The sequence below is a fragment of the Xanthobacter aminoxidans genome (assembly GCF_023571765.1).
In the GTDB taxonomy this organism is placed as follows: Bacteria; Pseudomonadota; Alphaproteobacteria; order Rhizobiales; family Xanthobacteraceae; genus Xanthobacter; species Xanthobacter aminoxidans.
This window is the reverse complement of sequence record NZ_JAMJXC010000014.1, coordinates 54,769-68,460: the sequence shown is the minus strand read 5'-3', so window position 1 is coordinate 68,460 and position 13,692 is coordinate 54,769. Positions and strand designations below refer to the sequence as shown.

Annotated in this window: 13 protein-coding genes; all 13 read right to left on the bottom strand. The window is 68.6% G+C overall.

The window, feature by feature from the left end:
• Positions 1–33: 33 nt before the first annotated feature.
• Positions 34–1,158, bottom strand: a complete 1,125-nt coding sequence (locus EJ105_RS19400; RefSeq protein WP_029876723.1) for a hypothetical protein — start codon at positions 1,156–1,158, stop codon at positions 34–36.
• A complete protein-coding gene (gene ccoS, locus EJ105_RS19395) occupies positions 1,155–1,349 on the bottom strand; it encodes a cbb3-type cytochrome oxidase assembly protein CcoS (RefSeq protein ID WP_029557086.1) in 195 nt (64 codons plus the stop codon). The genes EJ105_RS19400 and ccoS overlap by 4 nt, the downstream gene beginning before the upstream one ends.
• Positions 1,346–3,574, bottom strand: coding sequence for a heavy metal translocating P-type ATPase (locus tag EJ105_RS19390; RefSeq protein WP_250167648.1), 2,229 nt, complete (start codon positions 3,572–3,574; stop codon positions 1,346–1,348). Before EJ105_RS19390 ends, ccoS begins: the two co-directional genes overlap by 4 nt.
• Positions 3,575–3,791: 217 nt before the next feature.
• On the bottom strand, positions 3,792–4,310 hold the full coding sequence (locus EJ105_RS19385; protein ID WP_250167647.1) for a FixH family protein: 519 nt from the start codon (positions 4,308–4,310) through the stop codon (positions 3,792–3,794).
• A gap of 26 nt (positions 4,311–4,336) precedes the next feature.
• Positions 4,337–5,800 (bottom strand): cytochrome c oxidase accessory protein CcoG, encoded by a 1,464-nt coding sequence (ccoG, locus tag EJ105_RS19380; protein WP_250167701.1) that lies wholly within the window; start codon positions 5,798–5,800, stop codon positions 4,337–4,339.
• Positions 5,801–6,074: 274 nt separating this feature from the next.
• Positions 6,075–6,956 (bottom strand): cytochrome-c oxidase, cbb3-type subunit III, encoded by an 882-nt coding sequence (ccoP, locus tag EJ105_RS19375; protein ID WP_024277453.1) that lies wholly within the window; start codon positions 6,954–6,956, stop codon positions 6,075–6,077.
• Between the two features lie 4 nt (positions 6,957–6,960).
• Positions 6,961–7,122 (bottom strand): cbb3-type cytochrome c oxidase subunit 3, encoded by a 162-nt coding sequence (locus tag EJ105_RS19370; RefSeq protein ID WP_029557082.1) that lies wholly within the window; start codon positions 7,120–7,122, stop codon positions 6,961–6,963.
• A gap of 3 nt (positions 7,123–7,125) precedes the next feature.
• Positions 7,126–7,875, bottom strand: coding sequence for a cytochrome-c oxidase, cbb3-type subunit II (gene ccoO / locus EJ105_RS19365; RefSeq protein ID WP_029557081.1), 750 nt, complete (start codon positions 7,873–7,875; stop codon positions 7,126–7,128).
• Between the two features lie 10 nt (positions 7,876–7,885).
• The gene (ccoN, locus tag EJ105_RS19360; protein WP_029557080.1) at positions 7,886–9,550 is read right to left on the bottom strand and encodes a cytochrome-c oxidase, cbb3-type subunit I; all 1,665 of its coding nucleotides are present in this window, start codon (positions 9,548–9,550) and stop codon (positions 7,886–7,888) included.
• A gap of 314 nt (positions 9,551–9,864) precedes the next feature.
• Positions 9,865–11,001: an ABC transporter permease gene (locus EJ105_RS19355; RefSeq protein WP_250167646.1), complete on the bottom strand. Its 1,137-nt coding sequence runs from the start codon at positions 10,999–11,001 to the stop codon at positions 9,865–9,867.
• Entirely contained in the window at positions 10,998–11,975 is a 978-nt protein-coding gene (locus EJ105_RS19350; protein WP_250167645.1) for an ABC transporter ATP-binding protein, read from the bottom strand. The genes EJ105_RS19355 and EJ105_RS19350 overlap by 4 nt, the downstream gene beginning before the upstream one ends.
• Positions 11,972–12,949, bottom strand: a complete 978-nt coding sequence (locus EJ105_RS19345; RefSeq protein WP_250167644.1) for an HlyD family secretion protein — start codon at positions 12,947–12,949, stop codon at positions 11,972–11,974. Before EJ105_RS19345 ends, EJ105_RS19350 begins: the two co-directional genes overlap by 4 nt.
• The gene (locus EJ105_RS19340; protein ID WP_250167643.1) at positions 12,946–13,617 is read right to left on the bottom strand and encodes a TetR/AcrR family transcriptional regulator; all 672 of its coding nucleotides are present in this window, start codon (positions 13,615–13,617) and stop codon (positions 12,946–12,948) included. Before EJ105_RS19340 ends, EJ105_RS19345 begins: the two co-directional genes overlap by 4 nt.
• Positions 13,618–13,692 lie beyond the last annotated feature (75 nt).

Here is a 13,692-nt window from a genome sequence, read left to right as displayed (position 1 = left end):
TTCGTCTCCCCCTGCCTACCGCTCCGGGACGATTCAGGCCAGCAGGTAGCCGGTGAGCGCGCCGCAGATGGCGAGGGCAAACAGGCCGCCGTCATGGAGCGCCAGAGCGAGGCGGCTCGGCTGGCCGGACTGGTAGATCCAGGCGGTCGCCCCCACCGTGGCGACGGACCAGCCGGCGCCGACGCAGATCAGCGCCGCCGTGATGCTCTCCGGCGTCGCGAGCCGCTGCAGCGGCACGCCGATGGCGACGAGCACGACGCCCGTCAGCGCGATGGCCAGCGGCGGCAGGCGGTCCCCGGCGAGGGCCAGCGGGACGGCGGGCGCATACATGGCCGCGACGTGCAAAGCGATGAAGCCGAACACCGCCGCCCCGCCGATGCCGCAGCCCACCAGCGCCAGCGGCGCCCCGGACATGACGGCGTTCATGCCGAACCACGCCGTGCCGGCCACCAGCGTCGGCCACACGATGGCCGAGAGGGGCGCCGTCACCTTGGGGCGGAAGGTGGAAGTGGGATCGTCCGCCAGCATCACCGCGACGCCCAGCGAGCAGGTGTGCGCCAGCGCCGCCAACGCAGCCGCGCCGACCAGGAAGAAGGGGGCGGCGAGGCTTTCGGCGAAGCCCGCCAGCGTCGGCCCGGCCACAGCCGCGAGGAGGCCACCAGCCAGCACCCCGGCCGTGGCGGCGGCGGGCCGCCCGCTCGCGGCGGCCGCCTCGTGCCGGTAGAAGAAGGAGAAGCCCTGCGCCATGCCGAGCCAGAGGGCACCAAGGCAGGCCCAGGCGAACTGCCGCTGGATCAGCGCCGCCACCAGCAGGGCGCCGCCGGCGATGCCCACCGAGGCGCCGAGCGCAAAGCCGGTGCGCCGGCCGAAGGCATCGCGCAGGAAGGAGGCGGGGAAGGAGGCGAGCGCCGCGCCGAGCAGTAGGGCGGCGAACGGCCATGTCACCAGTTCCGGCCGGGGGGCCAACTGCGCACCGGCCAGCGGCAAGGCGGCGGAAGCCACCGTCTGCGCCAGCACGGCGAAGGCGAAGCCCACCGCGAGGCCGAAGGTGGAGACGGCACGGGGGCCGTTGTCATTGGCCGGAGCGTCGAGCTGCGGGTCGCAGACGCAGACCAGCATCCCCGCGCGGGGCTCGGGAGCGGGCGCGGCGCGCCTCACGAGTGGTGCCTTTCCGGCGCGGCACTGGACGCGGGTCTTGCACTGTCCGGCAGGTCGTCGTCGGAGAGCACCCGAACGGCCGCGCCGTCGAGATCGTCATACTGCCCGCTCTTGAGGCTCCACAGGAAGGCGAACAGGCCGCCGAGGCCGAGCAGCAGCGCGAGGGGCACGAGATAGACGAGGACGTTCACGCCGCCACCTCCGTGAGCGCACCGGCTTCGCCCGTCGCGCTGTCATCCCCCACCGCCTCTTCCTTGCGCCCGGGACGGGCCGCGCGCAAGGCGTTCACGGTCACAAGGATGGAAGAGCCGGACATGGCGAGCGCCGCCACCAGCGGCGTCACGAAGCCGGCGATGGCGAGCGGCACCGCGATGATGTTGTAGCCGACCGCAATGGCGAGGTTCTGCCGCATGAGCCGCGCCGCCGTGCGGGCACCGTCCACCGCGGCGAGCACGGGCCACAGCCGGCGGCCGAGGAACACCGCGTCCGCATGGGCCTGGGTGACGGCCGCACCGGTCGCAGGCGAGAGGGACACGGCCGCCGCCGCAAGGGCTGGCGCGTCGTTGAGGCCGTCGCCGACCATGAGCACGCGGCGGCCCTCGGCCTTGAGGGCGTCCAGCGCGGCGATCTTGTCGGCGGGCTTGAGGCCGGCTTCGGCCTGCGCAATGCCGAGCGCCACGGCGACCGGGGCCACGGCGGCGGGACGATCGCCCGAGAGGATGCGCACGTCGAGACCACGCGCCTTCAGCTCGGCGACCACCTCGCACGCATCGGGCCGCAGCGCCTGGGCGACGCCCATGACGAGCACTTTCTCCCCATGGCGGAAGGCGATGAGTGAGGCGTCGGCGGGCAGATCGGCGGGAGCCACGGCCTCGCAGAAGGAGAGGCTGCCGAGACGGGCGCGTCGTCCCTCGATGATCGCCTCGATGCCCTGCCCGCTCACCTCGGTGACATGCTCCAGCGCCGGCCCCTTCGCCCGTGCGGCGATGACGCCGGCGAGCGGATGACGGCTCGACAGGGCCAGCCGGCCGGCCAGCGCCACCAGGTCCGGATCGGCGCCGCTCGGCAAGGCCAGCGCCGGCTCGGGCAGGGTCAGGGTGCCGGTCTTGTCGAACACCACCGTGTCCACGGCGGCGAGGCGCTCCAGCATGTCGCCGGCATTGATGAGCATCCCGGCGCGGAACAGCCTTCCCGTCGCCGTCACCTGCACCGCCGGCACGGCGAGCGCCAGCGCGCAGGGGCAGGTGATGATGAGCACGGCCACCGCGATCATCACCGCATCGTGCAGCCCGGAGCCCGCCAGCAGCCAGCCGATGGCCGAGACCAGGGCGGTGAGGTGCACCATCGGCGCATAGAGCCGCGCCACCCGGTCGGCGAGGCGCACATAGGCGCCCTTCTCGGCCAGAGCGCCGTCGAGCAGCCGCTGCACGTCGTCCACCAGGGTGTTCTCGCCGCCGGCGGTGACGGTGAGGTGCAGCGCGCCCTCGCCGTTGAGGCTGCCGGCATAGACGTGATCTCCCGCCTTGAGCGCCCGGGGCAGCGTCTCGCCGGTGACGAGGCTTTCGTCCACCGCCGAGAGGCCGGAGGCGACGACGCCGTCCGCCGCCACCCGCTCGCCGGGATGGATGAGGATGGTGTCGCCCGGCTGGAGCGCCTGCACCGGCACCAGCACGGGCACGCCGTCGGCGCCGATGCGATGGGCCATCTCGCCCCGAAGCGCGGCGATGTTGCCAGCCGTGGCCCGGGTGCGCCGGCGCGCCTCGTGATCGAGGTAGCGGCCGGCGAGGAGGAAGAACAGCAGCATGATGGCGCTGTCGAAATAGGCGTGGGGCTGGCTCATGGCCGTTTCCAGCACGCTCATGCCCAGCGCCAGCGTGACGCCGATGGTGATCGGCACGTCCATGTTCAGCCGGCCGGAGCGGATGGCCCTGACCGCGCTCTGGAAGAAGGGCTGCCCCGCATAGGCCGCCGCTGGCAGCGCGATGAGCGCGGAGATCCAGTGGAAGAAATCACGCGTCTCGGGGGTGATGTCGGTGACATTGCCCGACCACACCGAGACCGACAGCAGCATGATGTTCATGGCCGCAAAGCCCGCGACGCCGAGGCAGCGCAGCAGCCAGCGGGCGTGCCGCGCCTCGCTCTCCTCCGCCCGGCCGGCGAAGGGATGGGCGCGGTAGCCGAGCGCCTCCAGCTGCCCCACCACCCGGTCCGGCGAGGTGCCTTCCGACCAGGCGACGGTGAGGCGGTGGGTCGAGTAGTTGAGGCGGGCGCGCACCACGCCGGGCAGCGCCTTCACCCCGTTCTCGATCTCGCCGATGCAGGCGGCGCAATCGATGCCGTCGATGGCGAGGCTCATCTGCGCCAGACCGTCCTCGGACGTGCCGACGAAGATGGAATAGTCGATCGCCTCAGACATCTTCAGGTCCCCGGGGGCTGCAGGGAGGGGTGCGGGCTCAGCCCGCAACACGGATCAGCACCGTGCCATGAAATAAAAAGAGTACGACAGGCCGGCGGCGCGACGAGCCGCCCAGCCTCTCGTACCCAAGGCACGGACGGCACTGGACGGTAGCCGCCCGGCAGTCTCGATGCCGCCTCGGGAGGCCCGGAGGATGCCGGTTGCCCGTTTAAGCGGCTTACGGAAGCTGCACACGATTCTTGGACCGGAAGACCCGCTCGCCGCCTTGCGCAAAATCAATCACCAGATCCCACTGGCCGGCGCCGGCCTGGGTCCGGGCGCGGTAGCGGCCGTCGCCCAGCGGTTCGAGGTCCAGCGCCACATCGCGGCGGGCGTCGGTGGGATGGGCAAGCTCGCCGTCGGCGACGAGGTTGGTGAGCGGCTTTCCATTGGCGTCGCGCACCACGATGTTGACCTCGCGGGCGCCGCCGCCGAGCGAGCCGAGCGACACATCCACCTTCCAGTGCATGGCCGCCTGCCGCTCGGCCGCCTGATGCTCGGCGGTGAAGGCAAGGCCGGCCTTGTAGGAGCTTTCGGTCTCCACCCCCGCGAAGGTGGTGACGGCGAAGCGCGCCATGATGACGTTGACGCCGATGACCACGCCGAAGAAGGCGAGGAGGATGGCGAGCACCGCGCGGCCGGTCAGTTCGCGCGGTGCCTTCGGGGGGGTGGCGGCCGGGGCAGAGGCTCGAGCCATGGTGTGTTTCCCTTCGTGCGGCCCGCTCAGGGGCCGATGAAATGGTCGGTGACGGAGGCCGACAGGCCGGAGGCCTTGTCGCGGATGCGGAACGTCACCGGCAGGGAAGCCGCGGGCGGAAGCTTGTCGCCGGTGGTGACGAGCACGCGCACCTCCCGCGTCTGGTCCGGGCCGATGGTGAGGCCGTCCGCATTGTCGCCGATCACTTCGAGGCTGGCGTCGGGAACGCCCTCGACGGAGAGGATGAAGGTCCGCTCCTCCAGCTTCTTGTTGATGAGGCGGATGGTGTAGGCATTGCGGATCGCACCGCTGGAGAGCCGCACAAACAGCGGGTTGCGGTCGTGGATGGCGGCGACGCCTTCCGTCGAGCGCCCGATCAGCGCGGTGAGCATGAGGCCGGAAACGAGGGCGATCAGCACGCCGTAGAGGATGGTGCGCGGGCGCAGGATGCGCTGGACGAAGGGCTTGCCGGCGGCGCGCGCCTCAAGATTCGCCTCGCTCTCATAGGTGATGAGGTTCCCCGGGCGGCCGATCTTATGCATCACCGTGTTGCAGGCATCGATGCACAGGCCGCACTGGATGCAGGGCAGCTGGAGACCGTGGCGGATGTCGACGCCCGTGGGACACACCGCGACGCACTGGCCGCAATCCACGCAGTCGCCGGCGGGCAGCCCCTTCTCGCGCAGCACAGCCGCCTTCTTCACCGAGCCGCGGGGTTCGCCGCGATCGTAGAGATAGGTGACGTTGAGCGCGTATTCGTCGGTCAGCGCGGCCTGGATGCGCGGCCACGGGCACATATAGGTGCAGACCTGCTCGCGCATGTGGCCGGCGAGGGCATAGGTGGTGAAGGTCAAAACCGCGATGGACATGTAGGCCATGGCGGGCGCCTGGAAGGTGGCGAGTTCCACCACCAGAGTGGGCGCATCGGCGAAATAGAGCACCCAGGCGCCGCCGGTCCACCAGGCGATCAACAGCCAGACGGAGTGCTTCAGCGTCTTGTGGGCGACCTTCTCCATGGTCCACGGCGCGGCATCGGAAATCATCCGCTCGCGGCGGTCGCCCTCGATCAGGCGCTCCACGGCCATGAACAGGTCGGTCCACACCGTCTGCGGGCAGAGATAGCCGCACCAGACGCGGCCGGCCACCGCGTTCATCAGGAACAGGATGAGCGCGGAGAGGATGAGCAGGCCGGCGACGTAATAGAATTCCTGGGGCCAGATCTCGAGGAAGAAAAAGTAGAAGCGGCGGGCCGGGAAATCGATGAGCACGGCCTGATTGGGCGCGTCCGGCCCGCGGTCCCAGCGCACGAACGGCAGCAGATAGTAGATGCCGAGGGTGATCCCGAGCAAAACCCACTTGATGGTGCGGAAGCGACCGTGGACGCTCTGGGGATAGATCTGGCGCCGGGCTTCGTAGAGCGGGATGTCGTCGTCGCCGCTCACGACCACGGGGGCCTTCTTGTCCTCGGACTTGGTGGACAGGGCAGTCATCATCTTCACCGCGGTTCGCCGGTCAAGACGGACCGGCCATACGTGTCGGGGCCGTGCCCCTCGGGCGCAGACGCGAAGACCCCCGTCTCCGTTCTGCTGCACTACATTCATATCTTAGAATGTAGATGTGATCCCCAAAGCAAAAGGTCGCGCCGACGTTTGGTCGCGCGACCTTTTGGCATCTGCGCCTCTCGGCCAATCCGGGCGGTGCGCGTGTCCGCCCGGAAGACTGGCCGGTGGGCGCGTCCGGGGCGGAAAGCCCCGGACTTCAGGCTCAGCGTCCGCCACCCAGCGAGTGGACGTAGACGGTGAGCGCCTTGATCGTGGTCGGGTCGAGGCGCGCGTGCCAGGCCGGCATCACGTTGCCGCGTCCGTTGGTGACACCATACTCGATGGTGGCCTTGTCGGAGCCGTAGAGCCAGATGCCGTCGGTGAGGTTGGGGGCGCCCATCTCCTGGTTGCCCTTGCCATCCTCGCCGTGGCACGCGGCGCAATTGCCCTCGAACACTTCCTTGCCCTTGGCGAAATCTGCGCCGGGCTTGGCGATGCCGGAGAGGGTCCGCACATAGTCCGCCACCGCCGAGATTTCCGGCTTCTGCAGGATGCCGTCCTTGCCGAAGGCCGGCATGCTGCCCTGGCGGGTGTCGGGATCGTTGGCGCGGATGCCGTGCTCGATGGTCGTCTGGATCTGCTCCAGCGAACCGCCCCACAGCCAGTCGTCGTCATTGAGGTTGGGGAAGCCGGTGGCGCCGCCGCCGCCCGCGCCGTGGCAGGGCGCGCAATTGTCGGCGAAGGCCACGCGGCCCTGCGCCCGGGCGAGGGAGAGCAGCGTCGGCGTCTGCTCGATCTGCTCGAGCGAGGCGTTGGCGAGCTTGGCCGCGCTCTCCGACCGGATGGCGTTGAGATCGGCGATCTGCATCGCCACCGCCGAGCGCGAATGCCAGCCGAGGAGGCCCGGCGTCGCGGAGGAAACGAGCGGCCACGCCGGATACAGGATCCAGTAGCCGATCGCCCAGACGATGCAGGCGTACCACACCCACAGCCACCAGCGCGGCAGCGGGTTGTTCAGTTCGGAGATGCCATCCCATTCATGACCGGTGGTCGAGACGCCGGTTGCCTGGTCGACCTTGCCGTGGGTGTCGTTGGTCGTGCTCACGGGATCAATCCTCTTTGAGCGGAATGTTGGCGGCGTCGTCGAATTCCTTCTTCCTCGCTTTAGAGGGCCAGAAGGCGTAAGCGACCACCAGCAGGAAGGCGACGACGAAGAGGATCAGGCCCCCCGTCTGGGCGAAGGCCGCGAGACCGAGATAGGTGTCGTGCATCGATCACCTCACATTCGCCTGGTTGTCGTAGAGCTTGAAGTCGACGAGCGTGCCCAGCATCTGCAGATAGGCGATGAGCGCGTCGGCCTCGGTGAGTTCGCCGGGATTGCCGTCGTAGTCGCGGCCCTGCGCCTTGGGATAGCGCTTCTGCAGGCCGTCGGAGTCGGCCGCGTCGGTGGTCGCCTGGGTCTTCAGGTCATCCTGCGCCTTGGCGATCATCTCGTCGGTGTAGGGCACGCCGAGGACCTGCTGGACCCGCATTTCCTCGCCGATGTGCTTGGCGTTGAGCTTGGTCTTCGCCAGCCAGGGGTAGCTCGGCATGATGGAGGCCGGCACCACGGAGCGCGGGTTGTTCAGGTGCTCCACCTGCCACAGGTCCGAATACTTGCCGCCGACGCGGGCAAGGTCGGGGCCGGTGCGCTTGGAGCCCCACTGGAACGGGCGGTCGTACATGCTCTCGGCCGCCAGCGAGTAGTGGCCGTAGCGCTCCACCTCGTCGCGCAGCGGGCGGATCATCTGCGAGTGGCAGTTGTAGCAGCCCTCGCGGACGTAGATGTTGCGACCGGCCAGCTCGAGCGGGGTGTAGGGACGCATGCCCTCCACCTTCTCGATGGTGCTCTTCAGGTAGAAGAGCGGCGCGATCTCGACGAGGCCGCCGATGGAGATCATCACCAGGATGCCCAGCATCAGCCAGTAGGAGTGCTTCTCGAAGATCTGGTGCTTGGACCAGATGGAGGTGCCTTGGGTTGCCATGCTCGCCTCCTCACTCGGCCGCCTGCAGGGCGAGCTCGCGCTCGGCTGCGGTCTGGGGCGTGGTGATGGTCTTCCAGATGTTCCAGGCCATGATGAGAGCGCCCGTGAGGAAGAGGATGCCGCCCAGGGCACGGATCACGTAGAGCGGATGCATCGCCTCGACCGTCTCGATGAACGAGTATTCGAGGAAGCCCAGCTGCGTGTAGGCGCGCCACATGAGGCCCTGCAGGATGCCCGCGACCCACATCGAGGAGATGTAGAGCACGATGCCGAGGGTCGAGACCCAGAAGTGCCAGTTGATGGCCTTGACCGAATACATTTCGCGCTTGTTCCAGAGCCAGGGCACCAGGCAGTAGATGGCGCCGAAGGAGATGTAGGCCACCCAGCCCAGCGCGCCGGAGTGCACGTGGCCGATGGTCCATTCGGTGTAGTGGCTGAGCGAGTTCACCGCCTTCACCGACATCATCGGACCTTCGAAGGTGGACATGCCGTAGAAGGCGACGGCCACCACCATCATGCGGATGACGGGATCGGTGCGCAGCTTGTCCCAGGCGCCGGAGAGCGTCATGAGGCCGTTGATCATGCCGCCCCAAGAGGGCATCCACAGGATCACCGAGAAGGTCATGCCCAGCGTCTGCGCCCAGTCCGGCAGCGCCGTGTAGTGCAGGTGGTGCGGGCCGGCCCAGATGTAGATGAAGATCAGCGCCCAGAAGTGCACGATGGACAGGCGGTAGGAATAGACCGGCCGCTCGGCGCGCTTCGGGATGAAATAGTACATCAGGGCGAGGAAGCCGGCGGTCAGGAAGAAGCCCACCGCGTTGTGGCCGTACCACCACTGGAACATGGCGTCCTGCACGCCGGACCACAGGATGTAGGACTTCGGCGAGAAGACCGACACCGGGATGGTGGCGTTGTTGCCGAGATGCAGGACCGCGATGGTGATGATGAAGGCCAGGTAGAACCAGTTGGCCACATAGATATGCGGCTCGTTGCGCTTCAGCAGCGTCACCAGGAACACCAGCAGGTAGGTGACCCAGACCACGGTGAGCCACAGGTCGGAATACCACTCGGGCTCGGCGTATTCCTTGCCCTGGGTGATGCCGAGCAGGTAGCCCGTACCGGCAATGACGATGAAGAAGTTGTAGCCGAGGATCACGAACCACGGGGCGAGGTCGCCAGCGAGGCGGGCGCGCGAGGTCCGCTGCACCACGTAGAAGGACGTGGCGAGGAGCACGTTGCCGCCGAAGGCGAAGATCACCGCCGAGGTGTGCAGCGGCCGCAACCGGCCGAATGAAATCCAGGGCAGATCGAAGTTGAACAGCGGGAAGGCCAGCTGCAGCGCGGCGATGACACCCACCAGGAAGCCGGCGATGCCCCACACCACGGCGGCGATGGTGGCGAACTTCACCACGCCCATGTTGTAGTTGGGCTTGCCGTCAATGAACTGCGGCACAGGGCCGGCCGGGCGGTTCATGTAGCGGTTGCCGATGGCGAACACGGCCGCGATGCTCGCCGCGGCGAACAGGTAAGCGTGGAACGCGAATTCCGGCGTGTAGGCCTTCGCCGCCACGACGATCGAGAAAAGGGCGAAGAGGGAGAACACCCCGATGAGAGCGCCCTCACCCCACCTCAACGACTTCGCCGGGGGCTGGATTGGAGCTTGCAATGTTGTCATCTGTGGACCCTTCACGCCGGAGCGCAGAACTACACCCGGGGGACTAGGACGCAGAACAACGCCCTAGGACCGTTTTTCACCTTGACGCAGGTCAAAGGCTATGCCCGTCGAAATACGGATGTGCGCTGTGGCGGGCCGTCGCAAGTCGGCAAGCCTATTGCCGCAGTGCAGCGGACATCAGGTCGCATAGCCATCGTGCAAACGCTGGACGCGCGAGCCTGGAACGCCTCCAGGCTCCACCAGAAGGGCCACTATTTTCCACAGCCCGATTTCCGGCAAGCGCCAAAACTTCGCGGCCACATGCCGCACGGCTTTTAGTCCAGAGTTTGCCGGAATCTCGCCACGGCTATGGCCATCGCGACCAGCATCAGCACCACCAGCGCGCCCGCATCGGTGGTCAGGTCGGAGAAGCCGGACCCTTTCAGAAGGATGCCGCGCACCATCCTCAGATAGTGGGTCAGCGGCAGCCCCTCGCCGATCCATTGCGCCCAGAGCGGCATGCCCGAGAACGGAAACATGAAGCCCGACAGCAGGATGGAGGGCAGGAAGAACATGAACGACATCTGCACCGCCTGGAGCTGGTTCTGCGCCAGGGTGGAGAAGGTGTAGCCGATGGACAGGTTGACGACGATGAACAGCAGCGTCGCCACCGCCAGCAGGATCGCGCTGCCCTCCAGCGGCACGCCGAAGAGAATCATCCCCGCGCCCATGATGAGCAGCGCCTGCAGGATGCCCACCAGCACATAGGGCGTGATCTTGCCCAGCATGATCTCCACCGGGTGGATGGGCATGGAGAGGAGGCTCTCCATGGTCCCCCGCTCGATCTCGCGCGTCACCGACAAAGCGGTGAAGATCAGCATGGTCATGGTGAGGATGGTGCCGAGCAGGCCCGGCACGATGTTGAGCTGGCTGGTGCCGGCGGGGTTGTAGCGCCGGTGCTGTACAATCTCGAACGCGGCGCTGCCCGGCGCATCCACGAATCGCTCGCGCACGAGGGCCGAATTGACGACGCCGGCAAGCGCGGCCAGCGCATTGGCCGAGCCGACGGGATCGGTGGCGTCCGCCGCCACGAGAAGCTGGGGCGTCTCCCCCCGCCGCAGCGACCGCTCGAACCCGGCCGGGATCTCCACGAAGAACAGCACCTCGCCCGAGCGGATCATGTGCTCGGCATCCTCCGCGCTCTTCACCTCGCGCACGAAGGCGAAGAAGGCGGTGTTGCGCAGGGCTGCGAGGATGGCGCGGCTCACCTCGTTGTTCTCGTGGGTGAAGACCGCCGTGGGCAGGTTGCGCGGCGTGGTGTTGATGGCATAGCCGAACAGGATCAGCTGCAGCAGCGGGATCATGATCATCGTCGCGAACGTCACCCGATCGCGGCGGAGCTGGATGAACTCCTTCACGATCATGGCGCCGACGCGCGTCAGGAAGCCGCCCCGCGCGGCGCGGGCGCTCATCGCAGCTCGTCCTTGGAACGGCGCATGAGGTCGATGAACACGTCCTCCAGCGTGGGCGCATCGGCGCGGAACGCGAGGCGCTCGTCCGAGCGGAAGGGCGCGAGGGCCGCCTCCAGCGCCGCGCCGTCACGGCCGGAGATGTGCAGGGCCGTGCCGAAGGGCGCCACCATGTCCACCCCCGCGCGCTGGGACAGGTCGCGGGCGAGGTCACGGGCGATGCGCCCGGCCTCCTGTCCCGCCTCGCCCTTCACCTCCACCGTCACGGTGGTGAGGCCGGCGGCGGCGATGACGCTCTGCACCGTGCCCTGGGCGAGGAGCTTGCCATAGGCGATATACGCAATCTCGTGGCAGCGCTCCGCCTCATCCATGTAGTGGGTGGAGACGAGCACGGTCAGCCCCTCGGCGGCGAGGTCGTGGATCTGCTCCCAGAACTCGCGCCGCGCCTGGGGATCGACGCCGGCCGTGGGCTCGTCCAAGAGGAGAAGGTCCGGGCCGGGCAGGATGCAGGCGCCGAGCGCCAGCCGCTGCTTCCAGCCGCCGGAGAGCGCGCCGGCAAGCTGCTTGCCACGCCCCTCCAGCCCCAGCCGCTGCAAGGCCGCGCTCGCCGCCGCCTCGGGCTGCGGCACGCCATAGAGGCGGGCGACGAACTCCAGATTCTCCCGCACCGAGAGATCCTGATAGAGCGAGAAGCGCTGGGTCATGTAGCCCACGTGCTCGCGGATGGTGCGGGACTCGGTGAGGATGTCCATGCCGAGGCAGGTGCCCCGCCCCGCGTCCGGCGTCAGCAGCCCGCACAGCATGCGGATGGTGGTGGTCTTGCCGGAGCCGTTGGGGCCGAGGAAGCCGTAGATCTGCCCCCGCCGCACGCGCATGGTGAGATTGTCCACCACACGATGCCCGCCGAAGCTCTTGGAGAGGCCCTCCACCTCGATGACCACATCCGGATCGAGCACCGGCGCCGCCGCCGTGCTCACGGCGCGGCTCCGAGCGTCACGTTCACCGGCTGGCCGGGCTTCGCCTTGGCGGGATCGTCGGGCCGCGCTTCCACCATGTAGACGAGCTTGGAGCGCTCCTCGCGGCTGTAGATCACCGGCGGGGTATATTCGGCCTGCGCCGCGATGAAGGACACCTTGGCGGTGAACGGCGCGCAGCCGTCGCAGGTGACGGTGACCGGGGCACCGGCCTTGACCTTCGGCAATTGCGCCTCGGGCACGAAGAAACGCACCTTCACCAGCCCCGGCGGCAGCACGGAGACGATGGGCCGGCCCTCCGGCACCATCTCGCCCGGCCGGTAATAGACGGTCTGGACGGGGCCGTCCGTCGGAGCCTTCACGCTGCGGCGGTCGAGCCGGATCTGGGCCGCCGCGAGGTTCGCCTTCGCCGTCTGGGTGGCCTGCTCGGCGGCCTCGATGTCCTGGGTGCGCGCGGCGATGCGGGCGGCCGCGATGCGGCGCTGCGCCTCGTCGAGGGCGGCCTGGTTCTGGTCGTACAGGTGCTGTGCGGAATCGAGGTTCGCCTGGGAGGAGGCGCCCTTGGGCACCAGCGTCTTCTGGCGATCCAGATCGATGCGGGAGAGGTCGAGGGCCGCGGCGGCGCGCCGCTCGGACGCTTCCAGCACCGCCACCTCCTCCGGCCGCTGGAGCGGCGAGCGGGCATTGGCGAGGCGGGCCTCTGCCTCCTTGAGCTGGGCGGCGGCAGCGTCCCGGTCGGCGGTCTGGAGATCGTCCTCCACCTTCGCCAGCATCTGCCCGGCCTTCACCTGCGCCCCCTCCTCCACCAGAAGCGCGGTGACGCGCCCGGCCTCGGTGGGACCGATGAACACCAGATCCCCCTCCACATAGCCGGAGAAGCCACCTGTCCCGTCGCCGTTGCAGCCGGCGAGGCCGATCGCAGCGGCGAGGGCGAGGGCACGGACTAGCATGGCGCACAATGCGGGAGCGCGGGTCACGTCTCTCTCCATCCAAGGCCACGCAGGATCATGTCGCGATGGGCGGCGAGGAACTGGCGCACGTCGAGGGGATCGAAGGCGCCGAACATGCTGTTCCACACCACCGCGACGATGGCAGGGGCGATGACGAGCTGGGGGAAGCGGGCGGGAATGTCGCTGTCGATCTCACCACGGGCGATGCCCCGCGCGACGATGGCGCGAATGAGCGCGAGGCCGCGCACCACCACTTCCCGGTGATAATAAGCGGCCAGCTCCGGAAAGCGCGGCCCCTCGGCGATCATCAGGCGCACCAGCGCCTGCGCCGGCGTTTCCAGCACCCGCTGGGCGAGCAGCTCGATGAGCAGATCCAGAAGCTCGCGGGTCGTCCCCGGAAACAGCGCCACCATGCCGCCGGCATCTGCGAGGACCGGCGTCAGGGTCTCCTGCACCAGCCCGCGGAACAGCGCCTCCTTGTCGGAGAAGTAGAGATAGAGCGTGCCCTTGGCGACGCCTGCCCGGCGCGCCACGTCGTCCAGCCGCGTGCCGGCAAAGCCGTGGACCGCGAACTCCGCCAGCGCCGCATCGAGGATGGAGCGGCGCCGCTCGCCCTTGTCCATGACCGGCGCGCGCCGCCGCCGGGCCTGTGGCTCGGGCGGGCTCTCGCGTGGGTCCGAAGGGCTTCGCGCCATGGGCGCCTCGCTATGACTGACGCGTCAGTCATTAGCATCGGTCGAGGGACGCGCCAAGCGCAACAGTGTCGCGTC

Bases quoted from the DNA above. Each gene is read 5' to 3' on its own strand.
- EJ105_RS19390 (WP_250167648.1), bottom strand. From the start codon at position 3,574: ATGTCTGAGGCGATCGACTATTCCATCTTCGTCGGCACGTCCGAGGAC.
- EJ105_RS19385 (WP_250167647.1), bottom strand. From the start codon at position 4,310: ATGGCTCGAGCCTCTGCCCCGGCCGCCACCCCCCCGAAGGCACCGCGC.
- ccoG (WP_250167701.1), bottom strand. From the start codon at position 5,800: ATGACTGCCCTGTCCACCAAGTCCGAGGACAAGAAGGCCCCCGTGGTC.
- EJ105_RS19370 (WP_029557082.1), bottom strand. From the start codon at position 7,122: ATGCACGACACCTATCTCGGTCTCGCGGCCTTCGCCCAGACGGGGGGC.
- ccoO (WP_029557081.1), bottom strand. From the start codon at position 7,875: ATGGCAACCCAAGGCACCTCCATCTGGTCCAAGCACCAGATCTTCGAG.
- ccoN (WP_029557080.1), bottom strand. From the start codon at position 9,550: ATGACAACATTGCAAGCTCCAATCCAGCCCCCGGCGAAGTCGTTGAGG.
- EJ105_RS19355 (WP_250167646.1), bottom strand. From the start codon at position 11,001: ATGAGCGCCCGCGCCGCGCGGGGCGGCTTCCTGACGCGCGTCGGCGCC.
- EJ105_RS19340 (WP_250167643.1), bottom strand. From the start codon at position 13,617: ATGGCGCGAAGCCCTTCGGACCCACGCGAGAGCCCGCCCGAGCCACAG.